Genomic DNA, 18,210 nt, shown 5'->3' with positions numbered 1-18,210 from the left:
TGTAACGTTCGGGGTGTGGCAGGCCGCCGGGATCAGCCGGCGAACTTGGCCTTCAGGCTAGCGGCGACTGATGACGGCACGAATGCAGAGAAGTCGCCGCCCATCTGGGCGATTTGGCGCACCAGTGTGGCGGTGATCGGGCGGACCGTGACCGATGCCGGAACGAACACGGTATGCACCTCGGGCGCCATGGCCTCGTTCATGCCGGCCAGCTGCATCTCGTAGTCGAGATCGGTGCCGTCGCGCAGGCCGCGAATCATCAGCGTCGCCTTCGCCGCGCGCGCCGCCGCGACCGTGAGGTTGTCATAGGTCGCGCTTTCGAAGGCGCAGCCCGCCTTCTGGGCGATGGGTCCGAATACCTCATGGACCATGGCCAGCCGTTCCTCGGTGGAGAACAGCGGCTTCTTGCCGGGATGAACGCCGATGGCGACGATCAGGCGGTCGCAGAGGAAGACGGCCTGTCTCACCACGTCCAGATGGCCGTTGGTGACGGGATCGAAGGAGCCGGGATAGATCGCGATACGGGACATGGTCCCTCCTAACCCGCCCGGCTCGCCCCGGCAAGCCGCCCGGGTTCCGGCCACGGCGTGAAATAAATTTCCACTGGCCCACTGAACGAGTCCTGGGATGCCAGCGTCTACGAGGGTGAATGTTTCGTCGGCCGCTGGCGGACGAAACAAAGCCGGCCCGCGATGAAACCATTTTCAATCCCGGCGAAGACGCCAAGAAACGTGCGGCCGGTAGACATTGGACAACGAAACGACGGGCCCGGGGGGCTCGTTCATATGGGGACCGTCATGATCAAGGCACTTTCCGCTATCACCGTTGCCGCGTTCATTGCCGCCGCGCTCACCGTTCTGCCGGGCTTTGCGCCGCAGGTCGAAGCCTCCACCCCGCAGCCGCTGGCCAAGGCGGACCGTCTCGACATCCACCCGGTCGGCAAGGACTGTTCGCAGCAGGCCTGGCCGAATTTCGAAGCGTCCTGCCTGCGCAGCGCCGGCAACAAGACGGTGGTCCGCGAGGCCCGTCTCGTCACGGCCGACCGCACCCCGTAGAAGAAATTTCCAGGCGAGACGGATACCGGTTCGCGCGGAGACCGCGCGCAGCAGCAAATCGTTCAGCCTTGCGTAAGGTCAGGCTGTCACGCAAATCCCATGGTAATTTGCGACGACCCGTCGCAGACTATCGTCTAACGCGCCCGACCGGATGATCCGGCGGGCGCAAGCCATCGGGGGATTGCCGTGACCAGTACGCCCGCCATCGTTTCTTCTGGCCATCCTCCAAGCAGTCCGATCCCGGTTGCCGTCACACTGGGTGCCCTGGGTGTCGTTTATGGCGACATCGGCACCAGCCCGCTCTACGCTCTCAAGGAAGCCGCCAAGGCCGCCGCCCATGGCGGTCCACTCACCCACAGCGCAGTGCTCGGCGTGGTCTCGCTGATCCTGTGGGCGCTGATCCTCATCATTTCCGTCAAATACGCCATGCTGATCCTGCGCGCGGACAACCGCGGCGAAGGCGGCATCGTCGCATTGCTGGCGCTGCTGTCGGCGCGCAACGCGGCGCCGGGCACCTGGCGCTCCCATCTTCTGGTCGTCGGCCTCATCGGCGCCGCCCTGCTCTATGGCGACGGTGCGATCACGCCGGCAATCTCGGTGCTGTCGGCGATCGAAGGCCTGAAGGTCGACGCGCCTTCGCTGACGCCGGCGGTGGTGCCGCTCACCGTCGTGATTCTGATCGGCTTGTTCTTCATGCAGAAGCAGGGCACGGGCTTCATCGGCAAGATCTTCGGCCCGGTGATGCTGTTCTGGTTCGCCGTGCTCGCGGCCCTCGGCATTCATGGTATCGTCAAGGCGCCCGGCGTGCTGGTCGCGCTGAGCCCGTTCTATGCGTTCGATTTCCTGATCCACCAGGATTTTCACGTCAGCTTTGCGATCCTCGGCGCCGCATTCCTCGCGGTCACCGGCGGTGAGGCGATGTATGCCGACATGGGGCATTTCGGCCGCTTTCCGATCCGGCTCGCCTGGTTCGCAGTCTGCCTGCCCGCGCTGGTGCTGAATTATTTCGGCCAGGCCGGCGAACTGATCAACGATCCGAACTCGATCGACAACCCGTTCTTCCAGCTCGCCCCCGACTGGGCGCATTACCCGATGGTATTGCTCGCGACCGTCGCCACCGTGATCGCATCGCAGGCGATCATCTCCGGTGTGTTCTCGCTGACCCAGCAGTCGATCCAGCTCGGCTTCCTGCCGCGCATGCACATCCAGCACACCACGAGCGATGCGATCGGCCAGATCTACGTGCCGCTGGTGAACTGGCTGCTTGCAGCGGGAACGCTCGGCGCGGTGCTCGCCTTCGGCACCTCGGACGCACTCGCCGGCGCCTACGGCATTGCGGTGTCGCTTTTGATGGCGATCACCACGCTGCTCGCGGCGCTGGTCGCGATCCAGTGGGGCTATTCGCCGATCCTCGTGATCGCGGTGAACGGCTTCTTCTTCATCATCGACGCGATCTTCTTTGCAGCAAATACCGAGAAACTGTTTGAAGGCGGCTGGTTCCCGCTGCTGCTCGCCGCTGCGGTGGCGTTCCTGATGATGACCTGGCGCGGCGGCGTGAAGCTGGTCGAGAAGGCGCGCGCCAAGCTGCGCCAGCCTGAAGAGGATCTGATCGAGACCGCGGTCAACAAATGCAGCGCTCGCCTGCCCGGCACCGCCGTGTTCCTGGCCTCGGCGCCCAATGGGGTGCCGCTCGCGCTGACGCAATTCGTCAAGCACAACCACGTGCTGCACGAGCGCGTGCTGCTGGTCACCGTGCAGATCGAGGAGCGGCCGAGGATTCCCGACGAGGAACGCGCCGACGTGCACGAGATCAGCCCGGGCATCACAAGGATACTCCTGCACTACGGCTTCATGCAGTACCCGACGATCTATGAGGGGCTGCAGCTCGCCTGCCGGCAGGGCAAGCTGCCCGGCATCGACCTCTCCGACGTGACCTATTACATCGGCCGCGAGACCATCATCCCGCGCGAGGACGTTCCGGGCATGTGGGTGTGGCGGGAATCGCTGTTCGCCTTCCTGCAACGCAACGCCGAACGATCGGCAGCCTTCTTCGGCGTGCCGACCGGCCAGGTCGTGGAGTTCGGCACGGAGATCGAGATTTAGGACTGGACATGCATGAGCAGCTCATTTGAGCCGGCGGCGCATCCGCCGGTTTCTGGCGCCTGGTCGTGAGACTCGGTCTCGCCGCGATGCTGTTGTGGCTAGCCTTCACGTCGTTTTTCCTAACGTTGACAATCTAAGGGCCACGTAACCCAGAAGGAGCGCGCTCAACCTGGGCCACAAATGGCTTTACGCGCGCGTCCCACGATCCGCCACTTCAGCTCAAACGCTGGAGCTCTGGTGCTATTTGGCCTGACTCTTTTCGCAGGCGTCGATCGTCTTGGCTTCACACAGACATGGAGCCAACAGATGAGCCTCGAGAAAAAAAGTCGCCGTCGTCACCGGTGGGAGCCGCGGTCTCGGCCTTGGCCTGGTTGAAGCGCTTGTTGCCGAGGGAGCGAAAGTCACGGTCGTTGCACGCGGAACGGGCTCGCTCAAGGCCGTCCGCGACCGGCTCGGCGTAGCGACGATCCCCGCTGACGTGACCGATCGCGCCGCCGCCAATCGCATCCTCTCCGACATCAAGCCGGATATTCTGGCGCTCAACGCGGGCGTCACGCCGCGGATGGGCCGACTGGACCAATTGAGCTGGGAGGACTTTTCCGCCGCCTGGGAAACCGACGTCAAAGCGGGCCTGTTCTGGCTTCAGGCAGCCCTCAATCTCCCCTTGAAGCCGGGCAGCACGGTTCTCGTGGGGTCGAGCGGCGCCGCTGTGACCGGGTCGCAAATGTCGGGCGGTTACGGGGGCTCGAAGCGAATGCTATGGTTCATGGCCAAGTATGCCAATGGTGTTTCGCAGGAGTTGAATCTCGGTATCCGTTTTCAGGCCATCGTGCCGCGGCAGATGATCCTGGGGACCGGGATCGGAGATGCCGCGGCCGGTGCCTATGCGGGATCGATGCGGATTACGCCCGAACAGTTTGTCGCGCGCTTCGGCGCACCCATGCCTCCCCGGAAATTCGGCGATCTGGTGATCTCGATCTTGAAGGACCCGCAATACGCCGACGGCATCGTGTTCGGACTCAACGGCGATGCCGGCGTGACCGTCATGGAGGGAGCGGCAGCTTGACCGGCGGCGAAGACCATTCGAGCACCAATCGGTGGGCCGCGCTTCTCGCACTCGCTGAGGAATTGCGGCCCGAGCTTCACCGCTATTGTTCGCGTCTGGTGGGCTCGGTGATCGAGGGCGAGGACGTCGTGCAGGACACCTTCGCCAAGGCCTTCGTCGCCCTGGAAGCAATGACCGAATTGCCGCAACTTCGCGCGTGGCTGTTCCGTATCGCTCATAACCGTGCCCTAGATGTCTTGCGCAGCAAAGCCATCCGCGCGGCCGAACCGATCGAGGCGGCGTACGATGTTATCGACGGAGCAAGCCCTGATCCTGTGGAGCAGTTGATGCATCAGGAAGCGCTGCGGACAGCGGTATCGCGCTTTGCGGAGCTGCCAATTCTGCAACGCAGCGTGATCATCCTGAAGGATGTCCTCGATGAGCCGCTCGCCGACATCGCCGCACTGCTTGATCTCAGCGTCGATGCCGTGAAAGCGCATCTTGCGCGGGGGCGTGCGCGTCTTCGCGAGATCAACGCGGCCGCATCCCGGCCGCCGGACGTCAGATCGCCCTCCGCAGCGGTCATGCGGTATGTCACCCTGTTTAACCAGAGAGATTGGGACGGGTTGCGCGCGATGCTGGCGGATGACGTGAAACTCAATCAATCGGCTCACGCCGTCCGGACAGGACGGACGAACGTCGGGATGTTCTTCAGCATCTACGCGAAACATGACCGGGTACGGCTGGCGCCCGCCTGGCTGGAAGGCCGGGAAGTCATCGCGGTGTTCGAGGGCGATATGGAAGCCAGGCCGAGCTACTTCATGTGGCTCGAGTGGCGCGGCGACGAAATTACGTTCATCCGCGACTACCGGTACGTCCGCTATATCATGGCGGACGCCGAGCTCATCTTCTCAACGAGCGATGGAACGTAAGCGCAGAGCACGGCGCGCCGCAGCCGACTAGAAAGGCGGCATAAGCCTTTTCGTAGCCCGGATGCAGCGAAGCGTAATCCGGGATGGAAGTGCCGGATCGAGAGCCCCCGGATTTCGCTACGCTTCATCCGGGCTACGGGACTACGGCGGCGCTAGCCGCCGTTGCCGTTCTCGCCGTTTTCCTCTTCCGGAATGTGCTCGACCGAGACCACGTGCTCGTCCTCGGCGGTGTCGAACACGATCACGCCCTGGGTCGAGCGGCCGGCGACGCGGATGTCGGCGACCGGGCAGCGGATCAGCTGACCCTTGTCGGTGACCAGCATGATCTGGTCGGCGTCCTCGACCGGGAACGACGCCACCAAATTGCCGTTGCGGTTGTTGACGCTCATCGCGACGATGCCCTTACCGCCGCGGCCGGTGGTGCGGTACTCGTAGGACGAGGTCCGCTTGCCGAAGCCGTTGACGGAGACGGTCAGCACCACCTGCTCGGCCGCCGACAGCTCGGCATAGCGCTCCTGCGACAGCTGGATCGAGTCGCTTGCCGTCTCCTCGCCCTCGGTCTCGACCGGCTCCTCGGTAGCGGCTTCGCCAGCCACCGCGCGGCGCATCTTCAGGTAGGCCGACCGCTCGTCCGAGGTGGTGTCGACATGGCGCAGGATCGCCAGCGAGATCAGCCTGTCGGCCTCGGCCAGCGCGATGCCGCGCACGCCCATCGAGGTGCGGCCGGTGAAGACGCGCACATCGGGGACCGGGAAGCGGATGCACTGGCCGCCGGCGGCGGTCAGCAGCACGTCGTCGCGCTCGGTGCAGATCTGCACGTCGACGATCGCCTCGCCCTCCCCGAGCTTCATCGCGATGATGCCGGAGCGGCGGACGTCGACGAAGTCGGACAGCTTGTTGCGGCGAACGGTGCCGCTGGTGGTCGCGAACATCACGTCGAGATTGCCCCAGGAGGACTCATCCTCCGGCAGCGGCATGATCGTGGTGATGCGCTCGCCCTGCTCCAGCGGCAGGATGTTGATCAGCGCCTTGCCGCGCGCGTTGGGAGCGGCCATCGGCAGCCGCCAGACCTTCTCCTTGTAGACCTGGCCGCGCGACGAGAAGAACAGCACCGGCGTGTGCGTGGAGGCCACGAACAGCCGCGAGACGAAATCCTCGTCGCGGGTCTGCATGCCGGCGCGGCCCTTGCCGCCGCGGCGTTGCGCCCGGTAGGTCGACAGCGGCACGCGCTTGACGTAGCCGGCATGCGAGACGGTGACGACCATGTCCTCGCGCTGGATCAGGTCCTCGTCCTCGACCTCGCCTTCCTGCTCGATGATCTGGGTCTTGCGCGGCGTCGCGAACTGCTGCTTCACCTCGGCGAGCTCAGTCTTGACGATGCCCTGTACCCGCGCGCGCGAGCGCAGGATGTCGAGATAGTCGGCGATCTCGGCGGCAAGCTTGTCGAGCTCGTCGGAAATCTCGTCCCGCCCGAGCGCAGTCAAGCGTTGCAGCCGCAGGTCGAGGATGGCCCTCGCCTGCTCCATCGACAGCCGAAGCGTGCCGTCATCGTTGATGCGATGCCGGGGATCGTCGATCAGCGTGATCATCGCCTCGACGTCCCGCGCCGGCCAGTCGCGCGACATCAGGGTGTCGCGCGCGGTGTTCGGATCGGGCGAGGTCCGGATCACCCGGATCATCTCGTCGATATTGGCAACCGCGATGGCAAGGCCGACCAGGATGTGGGCGCGATCACGGGCCTTGCCGAGCAGGAACTTGGTCCGGCGGGTCACCACCTGCTCGCGGAACGCGACGAAGATGGTGAGCAGATCCTTCAGGGTCATCGTCTGCGGACGGCCGGAATCCAGCGCAAGGATGTTGGCCGGGAAGTTCGTCTGCAGCGGCGTGAACCGGTAGAGCTGATTCAGCACCACATCGGGCACCGCCTCGCGCTTCAGCTCGATCACGACGCGATAACCGTCGCGGTCGGACTCGTCGCGGAGGTCGCCGATGCCCTCGATCTTCTTCTCCTTCACGAGATCGGCGATGCGCTCGACCATCGTGGCCTTGTTCACCTGGTAGGGAATCTCGGTGATGATGATCGCTTCGCGGTCCTTGCGGATGGTGTCGATCGTCACCTTGCCACGCATCACGATCGAGCCGCGGCCGAGATGATAGGCCGAGCGGATGCCCTGGCGGCCGAGGATGATGCCGCCGGTCGGGAAATCCGGGCCCGGAATGATGTCGATCAGTTCGTCGATCGTGAGCGCCGGGTTGTCGATCAGCGCCACGCAGGCGTCGACCACCTCGCCGAGATTATGCGGCGGGATGTTGGTCGCCATGCCGACGGCGATGCCGCCGGCGCCATTGACCAGCAGGTTCGGGAACCGGGCCGGCAGGACCGACGGCTCCTGCTCGGAATTGTCGTAGTTCGGCTGGAAATCGACAGTTTCCATGTCGATGTCGGCGAGAACGGCGAGCGCCGCCTTGGTCAGGCGCGCTTCGGTATATCGGTAGGCCGCCGGCGGATCGCCGTCGATCGAGCCGAAATTGCCCTGGCCGTCGATCAGCGGCACGCGCAGCGAGAAATCCTGCGCCATGCGGACCATCGCGTCGTAAATCGACTGGTCGCCATGCGGATGGTATTTACCGATCACGTCACCGACGACGCGCGCGGATTTCACGTATTTCTTGTCCGGCGTATGCCCCTGCTCATGCATCGAATACAGGATGCGCCGGTGCACCGGCTTGAGCCCGTCGCGCGCATCGGGCAGCGCACGCGACACGATCACGCTCATCGCGTAATCGAGGTAGGACTTCTTCATCTCGTCGAGAATGGAAACGGGACGAATATCTGAGGGCGCCGGCGGCTCGCCGGGCTTGTCATCTTCGTTATCGGACAAAGGGGAAATCCGGTCAGTTTTACTGGGGAATCATATAGCCCATCGGGGGCCTGATAACCACCCCTGAGCGGCTCCGGCAAGCCGTTTTTCCCTTCGTTTTTTCATACACTTACCAGCCGCATTGCGGGCTTGCCGCGAGCCTGCTTTGCATCGCGATCACAAGCCGGCCGGGACCCGATGGAACCGGCCCCGCGACGCCCTCAATCGCCCAATCAGTGGCCGAAAATCACGGCATGCATGATCCGCCCGGGCATGAAGGTGAACAGCCCGGCAATGACCAGCGCGCCGAAGAAAATGCCGATCATCGTGAACTTGTGGCTGCGGACATTGTGGCTCCGCGCAGCCATCACGCCGAGCACCAGCATGACCAGCGAGAAGATCGACAGCAGGTGGATCGGGCTCCACGGGCCGACCAGGCGGATCTGATGGACCCAGAACGAGCTCCCGGCGACCACCAGCATCAGGATCACCCAGATCCAGCCCAGCGTCCGGTGCGGCAGCGTGCCCTTCGGTGCGGCGAGCTGGATGGAGCCGAGCACGAAGGCGGCCATCGCGGCGAAGGCATGGAGCGGGATCGCAGGCGCAGCGTCGAGCAATGGCGCGAGGCTCATGGTGGCGGCCCTTGAATTGAACTGGCGGCCAGACATCGCCCGCCGCAGGCCGATGTAAATATCATTCACATCAGCCTGTGTCAAAGTCAGGGGAACTCGCCCTCGCCGTCTCCAGAGATCCGTGATCCAGCAAGCGACTATAGAGTTATCCTCATAATTCACACGAGGAACTTGCCATCACGCATCGCAACGCCGCTCCGGGAAATGATCTTCACGGAGCGGCGGCATGAGCGCCCGCAAGTGGCGTTCGATCAGAACGGGATATCGTCGTCCATGTCGCTGTTGCGGCTGCCGCCGCCGGCGGCGACCGCGCGCCGCGGCGCCGAGCTGACCGGACCGGACGAGCCGAAATCGCTGCCGCCGTCATCGGAGAAGCTGCCGCCTCCGCCGCCACGCCCGTCGAGCATCGTCAGGTTGGAGTTGAAGCCCTGCAGCACGACCTCGGTCGAGTACTTCTCGACGCCGGACTGGTCGGTCCATTTGCGGGTCTGCAGCTGACCCTCGATGTACACCTTGGCGCCCTTCTTCAGATACTGCTCGGCGACCTTGCAGAGGCCCTCGTTGAAGATCACGACGCGGTGCCACTCGGTCTTTTCCTTGCGCTCGCCGGTGCCCTTGTCGCGCCAGGTCTCCGAGGTAGCGATCGAAAGGTTTGCGATCGGACGGCCGTCCTGCGTCCGCCGGATTTCCGGATCCTTGCCGAGGTTTCCAACCAAGATCACCTTGTTCACGCTTCCTGCCATCGCATCATCTCCACTCAAAAACCGGGCGTCCGGACATCGGCCGCCGCTCTCAACCTTCGCCACTTACTTTGCAGGCGTCGTGGATGACCCTATACGCCGGCGCCGGCTCGCCGCCTTTGCCCTCGCGCGGTTATCCACGATATTCGAGATATAGCACCGCAGCCGACCATGTTCCAGTTTTGTTCGCCACAACCAGCCGTAGAGCCGGCGAGTGACGATGGAACGGCAGCCGATTTCGATCCCGGCCGCCTGTCGGCCTGATCGACTTTGGAAAACACAAGACAAATCAATCACTTGCCTCGGCCCCACTTCTTCCGCAAGTGTGGCTTTTGGGAGACGGCGTTTCAGGTTGAATCAGCGTATAGCTACCACCCATGACGCGGGCGCTCGCGTCTGAGATCGCGCTTCGGGACAATATTGGAAGCCGATCGGGGAGCTGGGAGATTGATGATGAAGAAGTTTTTGCTCGGTACGGTTGCCCTGATTGCGTTCGCCGCGCCTGCTGCGGCCGCCGACCTCGCGGCGCGGCCCTACACCAAGGCACCGCCGATGATTGCCGCCGTCTATGACTGGAGCGGCTTCTACATCGGCGCCAACGGCGGCTGGGGCTCGAGCCACAATTGCTGGGACCAGGTCCCGGGTGGCGTGTTCATCGGATCGGATGGTTGCCATGACGCAACCGGCGGCGTCGCCGGCGGCCAGATCGGCTATCGCTGGCAGGCCGGCGCCTGGGTGTTCGGCCTCGAAGCGCAGGGCGACTGGGCTGACCTGAAGGGCAGCAACAACAGCGCGCTGTTCCCGGGCCTCTTCACCAACCAGAGCAAGATCGACGCGTTCGGGCTGTTCACCGGCCAGGTCGGCTACGCCGTCAACAACGTGCTGCTCTACGCCAAGGGCGGTGCGGCGCTCACCGACAACCGCTTCAACACCTACTTCACGCCGACCGGCGTGCTCGCCGGCAGCGCCAGCGACACCCGCTGGGGCGGCACCATCGGCGCCGGCATCGAAGTCGGCTTCGCGCCGAACTGGACCGCTGGTGTCGAATACGACCACCTGTTCATGCAGGACAAGACCTACAACCTCACCACCCCCACCGGCGCGCTGTTCAGCAGCATCCGCGATCGCCAGGACGTCGACATCGTCACCGTCCGCGTGAACTACAAGTGGGGTGGCCCGGTGGTTGCGCGGTACTGATCGCGCGATCCGGGTTTGATCCAGACGAAAGGCCGGCTTCGCGCCGGCCTTTTTGTTTGCGCGCTCGGCCAGCGACACACGCTAGGGCTGGACCGCCGACGCCGGCGTCGAATACATGTTCGCCGCCAACTGGTCGGCGAAGCTCGAATACAACTACATCGATCTCGGCCGGGTCGCGCCGATCCGGTACACGCCGGCATTGAACGATCGCTCGGAGTGGAAGGACACGTTCCACACCGTCAAGCTCGACATCAATTACCACTTCAACGCAGCGAGCCCGGTGGTGTCAGCGAAATACTGAGCCTGCCGCTGATCACGCGTTGCTGCGTTTACATCAAGAACCGACTTCGCGCCGGCTTTCTTCGTTGCGCGCGAGCGCGCGCTTCAGCGGGCCGTTTTCGGTGCATTGTGGTTTCGCGGATACACAACTTCCAAGATTTCTATGTAGAAGCACGCGAGCGTCACACGACACTGCTGTGACGTTCCCTTCAGCGTTTGAAGGGACAACAAGAAAATGGGACTGGGACTTTGAAAATCAGGAATGTTCTGCTGGCCTCGGCCGGCATGTTTGCCCTCAGCGCAATTGCACCGGCAATGGCCGCCGATCTCGCCGGACGCGGCCCCTACGTCAAGGCTCCGCCGCCGGCCGCGATCTACAACTGGACCGGCTTCTACATCGGCGGCTTCGGCGGCTACGCCAGCGAGGATTCCGGCAATCCGAAGATGGAAGGCGGCTTCGCCGGCGGCACCGTCGGCTACAACTGGCAGGCCGGCAACATCGTGTACGGCATCGAGGCCGACGGCGGCTGGGCTGACGTCAACGCCTCCGCCACCGCGTTCGGCATCACCGCGACGAGCAAGATCGACGCGCTCGGCACCGCGCGCGGCCGCATCGGCTTCGCGGTCGACAAGGTGCTGTTCTACGGCACCGGCGGCTACGCCTGGGTCGATAACAAGCTGACCCTCAGCGCGGGCGGCGTGAGCGCATCGCAGAGCAACTTCCACTCGGGCTGGACCGTCGGCGCCGGCATCGAAGCGTTCATCGCGCCGCAGTGGTCGATCAAGGGCGAATACCTGTATCGCAGCCTCGGCGGCGAGACCTATTTCGGCGTTCCGTCGGCCGACATCAACCTGCACAGCGTCCAGTTCGGCGTGAACTATCACTTCGGCGGCCCGATCGTCGCCAAATACTGAGCCAAACTGCGAGCAGATCGCATGGAAAGGCCGGCCTCGCGCCGGCCTTTTTGCGTTTCGGAACCGGGCCCTGCTGACGGCTGCTGCCATCAGGCAAACTATCCGTTGATGGACGCCATTCAGTACTGGAAATTGTCGGCCGTTCTTCCTACGTTCCAGTCCTCACACCCCATCGGCGCAAGCTCCCGGCATCACCGGCGATGCGCGCCCAAAAGGCGCCCAAGCATGCGCCCGGAATTGTCGCAATGGATGAAGTGCTCAAGGCGAAGCGCCAACAGAACGCCGGCTCCTCATCGCGCGCCATCACGATCCGTGGCGCGCGCGAACACAATCTGAAGAACATCGACGTCGAGATTCCGCGGGACAAGCTCGTGGTGTTCACCGGCCTGTCCGGCTCCGGCAAGTCCTCGCTCGCGTTCGACACTATCTATGCCGAGGGCCAGCGCCGCTATGTCGAGTCGCTGTCGGCCTATGCGCGGCAATTTTTGGAGATGATGCAGAAGCCGGACGTCGACCAGATCGACGGCCTGTCGCCGGCGATCTCGATCGAGCAGAAGACCACCTCCAAGAACCCGCGCTCCACGGTCGGCACCGTCACCGAGATCTACGACTACATGCGCCTGTTGTGGGCGCGCGTCGGCGTGCCCTATTCGCCCGCCACGGGCCTGCCGATCGAGAGCCAGATCGTCTCGCAGATGGTCGACCGCGTGCTGGCGCTGCCGGAAGGCACCCGCCTCTATCTGCTGGCGCCGGTCGTGCGTGGCCGCAAGGGCGAGTACAAGAAGGAGCTCGCCGAATACCTCAAGAAGGGCTTTCAGCGCGTCAAGATCGACGGCACCTTCTATGAGCTGTCGGAGGCGCCGGCGCTCGACAAGAAATTCCCGCACGACATCGACGTCGTGGTCGACCGCATCGTGGTGCGTCCCGACCTCGCCCAGCGTCTTGCCGAAAGTTTTGAGACCGCGCTGAAGCTCGCCGAGGGTCTTGCGGTGATCGAGTATGCGGACGCGCCCGCCGCGGCCGCGCAGGACGAGAAGAAAGAGGACAAGAAGAAAACGGCAAAAATCCACGACAAGAGCGGGCCCGAGCGCATCCTGTTCTCGGAGAAGTTCGCCTGCCCGGTGTCCGGCTTCACGATCCCCGAGATCGAACCGCGCCTGTTCTCGTTCAACAATCCCTATGGCGCGTGTCCGGCCTGCGGTGGTCTCGGCGTCGAGCAGCATATCGACGAGGACCTGGTCATCCCCGACAAGGAGCTGACCCTGCGCAAGGGCGCGATCGCGCCTTGGGCGAAGTCGTCCTCGCCCTATTACATCCAGACCCTGACCGCGCTCGGCAAGCACTACAAGTTCACGCTCGACACCAAGTGGAAGGACCTCACCAAGAAGGTGCAGGCCGCGCTGCTGCACGGCTCCGGCGACGACGAGATCAAGTTCTCCTATGAGGACGGCGTCCGCTCCTACGACACCAAGAAGCCGTTCGAGGGCGTCATCACCAACATCAACCGCCGCTACCGCGAGACCGAGAGCGAATGGGCGCGCGAGGAGCTCGGCAAGTATTTCTCCGACGTGCCCTGCGCCGGCTGCCACGGCCACCGGCTGAAGCCCGAGGCGCTGTGCGTCAAGATCGGCGGCAAGCATATCGGCGAGATCTCGGAGCTCTCCGTCAAGCGCGCCGGCGAATGGTTCGAGACGGTGCCGGAGGCGCTGAACGCGCAGCAGAACGAGATCGCGACGCGTATCCTGAAGGAGATCCGCGAGCGCCTGACCTTCCTGCTCGACGTCGGCCTGAACTACCTGACGCTGTCGCGCTCCTCGGGCACGCTGTCCGGCGGCGAGAGCCAGCGCATCCGCCTCGCCTCGCAGATCGGCTCGGGACTGACCGGCGTGCTCTACGTGCTGGACGAGCCCTCGATCGGCCTGCACCAGCGCGACAATGCCCGGCTGCTCGACACGCTGAAGCGGCTGCGCGACCTCGGCAACACCGTGGTCGTGGTCGAGCATGACGAGGATGCGATCCGGCTCGCCGATTACGTGCTCGATATCGGCCCCGGGGCCGGCATGCATGGCGGCCACATCGTCGCCGAAGGCACGCCCGACCAGATCATGCGCAACCCGAAGTCGCTGACCGGCAAGTACCTCACCGGCGAGCTTTCGGTCCCGATTCCCGACCGGCGGCCGCCGAACCACCGGCGCACCATCAAGGTCATCAATGCCCGCGGCAACAATCTGAAGAACGTCTCGGCCGAGATCCCGCTCGGCCTGTTCACCTGCGTCACCGGCGTCTCCGGCGGCGGCAAGTCGACGCTCCTGATCGACACGCTCTACAAGTCGATCGCGCGCAAGCTGAACAACGCCAGCGAGGGCGCGGCGCCGCACGACCGCATCGAGGGCCTCGAGCACATCGACAAGATCATCGACATCGACCAGTCGCCGATCGGCCGCACGCCGCGCTCCAACCCCGCGACCTATACCGGCGCCTTCACGCCGATCCGCGAATGGTTCGCCGGCCTGCCGGAAGCGAAGGCGCGCGGCTACGAGCCCGGGCGCTTCTCCTTCAACGTCAAGGGCGGCCGCTGCGAGGCCTGCCAGGGCGACGGCGTCATCAAGATCGAGATGCACTTCCTGCCCGACGTCTACGTCACCTGCGACACCTGCAAGGGCAAGCGCTACAACCGCGAGACGCTGGAGGTGCTGTTCAAGGGCAAGAGCATCGCCGACGTGCTCGACATGACGGTCGAGGAAGCCGCCGAGTTCTTCAAGGCGGTGCCGCGCGTGCGCGAGACGTTCCAGACCCTGCATCGGGTCGGCCTCGATTACATCCATGTCGGCCAACAGGCGACGACGCTGTCCGGCGGCGAAGCCCAGCGCGTCAAGCTGGCAAAGGAATTGTCGAAGCGCGCCACCGGCCGCACGCTCTACATCCTGGACGAGCCGACCACCGGCCTGCACTTCCACGACGTCGCAAAGCTCCTGGAGGTGCTGCACGAGCTGGTCGCGCAGGGTAACACGGTCGTGGTGATCGAGCACAATCTCGAAGTCATCAAGACCGCCGACTGGGTGATCGACCTTGGCCCCGAAGGCGGCGACGGCGGCGGCGAGATCGTCGCCTGGGGCCCGCCGGAAGACATCGTCAAGGCGCCGCGCAGCTATACCGGCAAATTCCTGGCGCCGGTGCTGAAGAAGGCGAACAGCAAGCCGAGGAAGAGCTCGGCGAGCGAGGCGGCGGAGTAAGCGCTTGCACTAAAGAGATCGTAGGGCGGACTAGCGAAGCGTAATCCGCCCTATTGCCACCGGGGGCAGCGCATTTCGGCCACCGCTAACCCGCCTTGCGCGTTCGACGATCAAGGATCTCTTTCACGACGAGCCGCACCAACCGATTGCTGGACTCGGCATTCTTGGGAAAGCTGTAAGCCGGACCACGATACCAGAACTTCTCCCATTCTCGGTCGCTGAGGTTCTTCGATGCAATTTGTTGCAGTTCAGTCAGCAGCCTCTCAATTTCGCTTTCGTGGAAGAATTCGAGCAAGAACGCCGGCAGTTGGTCTTCTGAGGAAAAGCTTCGACCGACACCTTGAAAAAGACCTACGACCATCCGGTTGAACAGCGGGTATTGTATCGGATCGATAGGTTTCATTTGTCTCTGTCCAGTTCGCCCCATGTCCGCTACGCAAGAAACTCCGGCGGCACGTGGTCGATCAGCCAGACGCCGTTGTCTGCGCGGTAGAACTTGAACCCCTTCCGGTGCATGCCGCCGGCATCGACCGTGAAGATATGCGGCTTGCCATGCCGCTGACCGACCCGCAGCGCCGTCGCTTCATCGAGCGACAGATGCACCTGCTGCCGCGCTTGCGGCTTCAGACCTTCGACGAGGATCGCGTCGACAAACCGCGTCGCGGTCCCGTGATACAGGATTGACGGCGACTCCTGCGGCGACAAGCCAAGCTCCACCGTGACCGAATGTCCCTGCGCGGCACGGATGCTGAGGCCGTCGGCCGAGATCGAAAACCGCTTCTTGTCACTGGTCGCAACGACATCGAGCAGATCGGCCCGGCCGAACTTCGTCCCCGCCGCATTGGCCCTCTCGATCAACTCGTCGATATTGGCCCAGCCTTCGGACGTGAGCGTCAAGCCGATTTCACTAGGCTTGTGCCGGAGCACGAAGCTCAAGAATTTGCTGAGCTGGATTGGATCGACCGGCATTGCTGGATTTCCTGTCCTGCCGGCTTATACCCAAGACCATTCGTGACGAGCAAGGACTAGCGCGTAGGATGTGTATCGCTTCGCTCCACCCATCCTACGGAGTGCCGCGGTACGTGGCGATCTGCCAGACGTTCGCCCAGGCATCCCGGACCATCGCTCGTCTGTCGCCGTAGGGCGTATCCGCGGGGGTCTCGATCGATTCAGCGCCTGCCGCAATCGCGCGCCGATAGGTCTCGTCCGCGTTCTCAACATAGACATAGAGAAGGGCCGGCATCGCCTCGCGCATGCCCCCGCCGTCGCTGATCAGGATGATCGAGTCTCCGATCCGGATCTCCGTTGGCGCACCGGAGCGGACTTCGCCTTCCGCATCGAAGACGTCTCTCAGAAACGTAGTCAAACCGGCGAGGTCGTGCGTAATAATTCTCGGGATGACGGAAGGCCAGCCGACGGGCTTGAATTGGGTCATGTATCTGCCATTGAATAAGTACGTAGCCCGGATGAGCAAAGCGATATCCAGGATCACCGGGCGGACACATCGACCGCTCCCGCATGTCGCTTCGCTCATGCGGGCTACGACAACCGCGACGACAGCGCCCTCACCTCCGCGCTACACCGCCCAATAATTCGGGTGCGTGTACGACTGCGAGCGGTCGCCCCAGTCGAATTCGTCGCCGTCGAATTCGGACGGCCCGGCGCGCAGATCCTCCAGCGTCACCTCGGCCTCGAAGGCCTGCCGCACCGGATCGAAGTGCAGCGCGGTCCATCTGACGGGATAGTGGTGATGGCTGCTCAGCACGCCGCCGGTCTTGATGATGGCGTAGGCCACCGTTCCGCTCACCTTGTCGAGCATCAGCCGCTCGATCAAACCGAGCTTTGAACCGTCGCGCCCGAAGACGCAGACATGCTCGACCCGGTCACTGGGCACCAAGGTATGATGCATGGCATCCTCCCTGTTTTCCTCGTATTTGCCCGACAATATATGCCTACCGCCATGGTGAGCCAATGGGCGCTCGGCGACAGGCCATAGCAGGGATTGGTTATCGCACCGGCGGAGGCACAATTTCGGAATAATAGAAACGTATCGCTGATTTGCCCGACGTGTCAAGTCGCGTTTCCGAGTGTGGCGGCAGCCTGCTCCTTTGCATGGGGTTGTTTTCGATATTTTGGAACACCCCACGCTTCTCACCTACTCGGTCCGCCTGAGGAACGCCCCGAACGCGCGCGGGCCGTCGCCGACCTTGACCTCGCCGGTGACCTTCAACTCGGCGGCGTCGATCAGGCTGAGCGTGTTGCTCTCCCAGTTCGCGACCACGACCCACTTGCCGTCGGCCGTCGCCTCGATGCCCTCGGGGTAATCGCCGACGGTGATCCGCTTCACGGGCTGCAAGGTCGCGAGATCGAACACGCTGACCTTGCCGTCATACTGGTCGGTGACGAAGCCGCGGCCCTGCGCCAGCGCCACCGCGTAGGGGCGCAGGCCGACATGGACGCGGCCGATCTCGCTGATAGTCGCGATGTCGATCACGGAGACGTCGTTGGAGCCGACATTGGCGGTGTAGGCGCGCTTGCCCTCCGCATCGATGGTGACGCCGAACGGACGGGTCCCGACCTTCACGATCCCCCTTCGCTCATGCGTTGATGTGTCTGTTATGGAGACGCTGTCGTCGTCGCGGTCGGCCGAGAGCAGCAGCCGCCCGTCCGGCGTCACCGCAAGCCCTGATGGCGATGCGCCGACTGCGAGGCTGGCGACGACCCGCTGCTCCCTCGCATCGATCACCCGCACCGCGGCGGCGTACCAGTCGGCGACATAGATCGTGGCGCCATCGGGTGCCACCGCGATGCCGAGCGGCCCGCCGCCGACATCGACCCGGCCGACCACCTTGCGCGCCGACGCATCGACCACCGTGACCGCCTTGGCATCCGGGCTCGTCACATAGGCGAAGCGGCCGTCATGGCTGACGGCAACGCCCGCGGGCTTGCCGCCGATCGCAATCGTCGCGACCGGCTTTGCGGTCGCGAGATCGACCACCGTGAGATCGTCGCTGAGCTGGTTGGTGACGAACGCCTCCTCGGCCCGCGCACCGCCGAGGCCGGCGAGCAGCGCCAGCAGCGCGACCGCGCGAACAATCGAGGTTGAAGCAGTCTCGCCGCCGGCTCGTTTCACCTCTCCCGCTTGCGGGGGAGGTCGGATCGCATCGTCAGATGCGATCCGGGTGGGGGCTCTCACCAAGATACGACTCGCGGACGGA

The 18,210-nt window shown here is 64.0% G+C and carries 15 protein-coding genes and 2 pseudogenes; 8 read left to right on the top strand and 9 right to left on the bottom strand.

Going from position 1 to position 18,210, the window contains the following annotated elements; all coding sequences use genetic code 11:
- Positions 1–32 precede the first annotated feature (32 nt).
- Positions 33–530 carry a pantetheine-phosphate adenylyltransferase gene (gene coaD, locus AC628_RS16210; protein ID WP_074127774.1) on the bottom strand — a complete coding sequence of 166 codons (498 nt, stop codon included), beginning with the start codon at positions 528–530 and terminating at the stop codon, positions 33–35.
- 267 nt (positions 531–797) lie between these two features.
- Here coaD and AC628_RS16205 point away from each other — a divergent pair, with 267 nt between their 5' ends.
- From AC628_RS16205 to AC628_RS16190, 4 genes and pseudogenes are all read left to right on the top strand, one after another.
- Positions 798–1,055, top strand: coding sequence for a hypothetical protein (locus tag AC628_RS16205; RefSeq protein ID WP_074127804.1), 258 nt, complete (start codon positions 798–800; stop codon positions 1,053–1,055).
- Between the two features lie 204 nt (positions 1,056–1,259).
- The gene (locus tag AC628_RS16200; RefSeq protein ID WP_074127803.1) at positions 1,260–3,158 is read left to right on the top strand and encodes a potassium transporter Kup; all 1,899 of its coding nucleotides are present in this window, start codon (positions 1,260–1,262) and stop codon (positions 3,156–3,158) included.
- Between the two features lie 316 nt (positions 3,159–3,474).
- A pseudogene (locus AC628_RS16195) lies at positions 3,475–4,224 on the top strand (SDR family oxidoreductase); the annotation flags it as partial.
- Positions 4,221–5,135 carry a sigma-70 family RNA polymerase sigma factor gene (locus tag AC628_RS16190; protein WP_074127772.1) on the top strand — a complete coding sequence of 305 codons (915 nt, stop codon included), beginning with the start codon at positions 4,221–4,223 and terminating at the stop codon, positions 5,133–5,135. The pseudogene AC628_RS16195 and the gene AC628_RS16190, both read left to right, overlap by 4 nt.
- Before the next feature lie 152 nt (positions 5,136–5,287).
- On the opposite strand, the gene gyrA is transcribed toward AC628_RS16190, so the two are convergent.
- The 3 genes from gyrA to AC628_RS16175 all read right to left on the bottom strand — a co-directional run bounded on the left by gyrA (position 5,288) and on the right by AC628_RS16175 (position 9,371).
- On the bottom strand, positions 5,288–8,017 hold the full coding sequence (gyrA, locus tag AC628_RS16185; RefSeq protein WP_074127771.1) for a DNA gyrase subunit A: 2,730 nt from the start codon (positions 8,015–8,017) through the stop codon (positions 5,288–5,290).
- Positions 8,018–8,229: 212 nt separating this feature from the next.
- The gene (locus AC628_RS16180) at positions 8,230–8,628 is read right to left on the bottom strand and encodes a DUF2306 domain-containing protein (protein ID WP_074127802.1); all 399 of its coding nucleotides are present in this window, start codon (positions 8,626–8,628) and stop codon (positions 8,230–8,232) included.
- Between the two features lie 251 nt (positions 8,629–8,879).
- Positions 8,880–9,371: a single-stranded DNA-binding protein gene (locus AC628_RS16175; protein ID WP_021081257.1), complete on the bottom strand. Its 492-nt coding sequence runs from the start codon at positions 9,369–9,371 to the stop codon at positions 8,880–8,882.
- A 450-nt stretch (positions 9,372–9,821) separates the two neighbouring features.
- On the opposite strand from AC628_RS16175, the gene AC628_RS16170 reads away from it, so the two are divergent.
- The 4 genes and pseudogenes from AC628_RS16170 to uvrA all read left to right on the top strand — a co-directional run bounded on the left by AC628_RS16170 (position 9,822) and on the right by uvrA (position 14,992).
- Positions 9,822–10,565, top strand: coding sequence for an outer membrane protein (locus AC628_RS16170; RefSeq protein ID WP_074127801.1), 744 nt, complete (start codon positions 9,822–9,824; stop codon positions 10,563–10,565).
- A gap of 97 nt (positions 10,566–10,662) precedes the next feature.
- Positions 10,663–10,866 (top strand): annotated as a pseudogene (locus tag AC628_RS16165) (outer membrane protein); the annotation flags it as partial.
- Positions 10,867–11,099: 233 nt separating this feature from the next.
- Positions 11,100–11,759, top strand: a complete 660-nt coding sequence (locus AC628_RS16160; RefSeq protein WP_074127800.1) for an outer membrane protein — start codon at positions 11,100–11,102, stop codon at positions 11,757–11,759.
- 245 nt (positions 11,760–12,004) lie between these two features.
- Positions 12,005–14,992: an excinuclease ABC subunit UvrA gene (gene uvrA, locus AC628_RS16155; protein ID WP_074127769.1), complete on the top strand. Its 2,988-nt coding sequence runs from the start codon at positions 12,005–12,007 to the stop codon at positions 14,990–14,992.
- Positions 14,993–15,077: 85 nt separating this feature from the next.
- On the opposite strand, the gene AC628_RS16150 is transcribed toward uvrA, so the two are convergent.
- From AC628_RS16150 to AC628_RS16130, 5 genes are all read right to left on the bottom strand, one after another.
- The gene (locus AC628_RS16150) at positions 15,078–15,395 is read right to left on the bottom strand and encodes a hypothetical protein (protein WP_074127768.1); all 318 of its coding nucleotides are present in this window, start codon (positions 15,393–15,395) and stop codon (positions 15,078–15,080) included.
- A gap of 29 nt (positions 15,396–15,424) precedes the next feature.
- Entirely contained in the window at positions 15,425–15,961 is a 537-nt protein-coding gene (locus tag AC628_RS16145; RefSeq protein WP_074127767.1) for an RNA 2'-phosphotransferase, read from the bottom strand.
- A gap of 94 nt (positions 15,962–16,055) precedes the next feature.
- Positions 16,056–16,427, bottom strand: coding sequence for a VOC family protein (locus AC628_RS16140; RefSeq protein ID WP_074127799.1), 372 nt, complete (start codon positions 16,425–16,427; stop codon positions 16,056–16,058).
- 141 nt (positions 16,428–16,568) lie between these two features.
- Positions 16,569–16,901 (bottom strand): PRC-barrel domain-containing protein, encoded by a 333-nt coding sequence (locus AC628_RS16135; protein WP_074127766.1) that lies wholly within the window; start codon positions 16,899–16,901, stop codon positions 16,569–16,571.
- Positions 16,902–17,147: 246 nt separating this feature from the next.
- The gene (locus AC628_RS16130; RefSeq protein WP_074127798.1) at positions 17,148–18,089 is read right to left on the bottom strand and encodes a YVTN family beta-propeller repeat protein; all 942 of its coding nucleotides are present in this window, start codon (positions 18,087–18,089) and stop codon (positions 17,148–17,150) included.
- Between the last annotated feature and the right edge of the window lie 121 nt (positions 18,090–18,210).

This window comes from Bradyrhizobium sp. NAS96.2 (assembly GCF_001908235.1).
Lineage (GTDB): Bacteria > Pseudomonadota > Alphaproteobacteria > Rhizobiales > Xanthobacteraceae > Bradyrhizobium.
This window is presented reverse-complemented; position numbering and strand designations above follow the sequence as displayed.

Excerpts from the sequence above, each read along its gene's own strand:
- uvrA (WP_074127769.1), top strand. The coding sequence starts at position 12,005 with ATGGATGAAGTGCTCAAGGCGAAGCGCCAACAGAACGCCGGCTCCTCA.
- AC628_RS16145 (WP_074127767.1), bottom strand. The coding sequence starts at position 15,961 with ATGCCGGTCGATCCAATCCAGCTCAGCAAATTCTTGAGCTTCGTGCTC.
- AC628_RS16140 (WP_074127799.1), bottom strand. The coding sequence starts at position 16,427 with ATGACCCAATTCAAGCCCGTCGGCTGGCCTTCCGTCATCCCGAGAATT.
- AC628_RS16175 (WP_021081257.1), bottom strand. The coding sequence starts at position 9,371 with ATGGCAGGAAGCGTGAACAAGGTGATCTTGGTTGGAAACCTCGGCAAG.
- AC628_RS16180 (WP_074127802.1), bottom strand. The coding sequence starts at position 8,628 with ATGAGCCTCGCGCCATTGCTCGACGCTGCGCCTGCGATCCCGCTCCAT.
- AC628_RS16170 (WP_074127801.1), top strand. The coding sequence starts at position 9,822 with ATGAAGAAGTTTTTGCTCGGTACGGTTGCCCTGATTGCGTTCGCCGCG.
- AC628_RS16205 (WP_074127804.1), top strand. The coding sequence starts at position 798 with ATGATCAAGGCACTTTCCGCTATCACCGTTGCCGCGTTCATTGCCGCC.
- AC628_RS16135 (WP_074127766.1), bottom strand. The coding sequence starts at position 16,901 with ATGCATCATACCTTGGTGCCCAGTGACCGGGTCGAGCATGTCTGCGTC.
- coaD (WP_074127774.1), bottom strand. The coding sequence starts at position 530 with ATGTCCCGTATCGCGATCTATCCCGGCTCCTTCGATCCCGTCACCAAC.
- AC628_RS16150 (WP_074127768.1), bottom strand. The coding sequence starts at position 15,395 with ATGAAACCTATCGATCCGATACAATACCCGCTGTTCAACCGGATGGTC.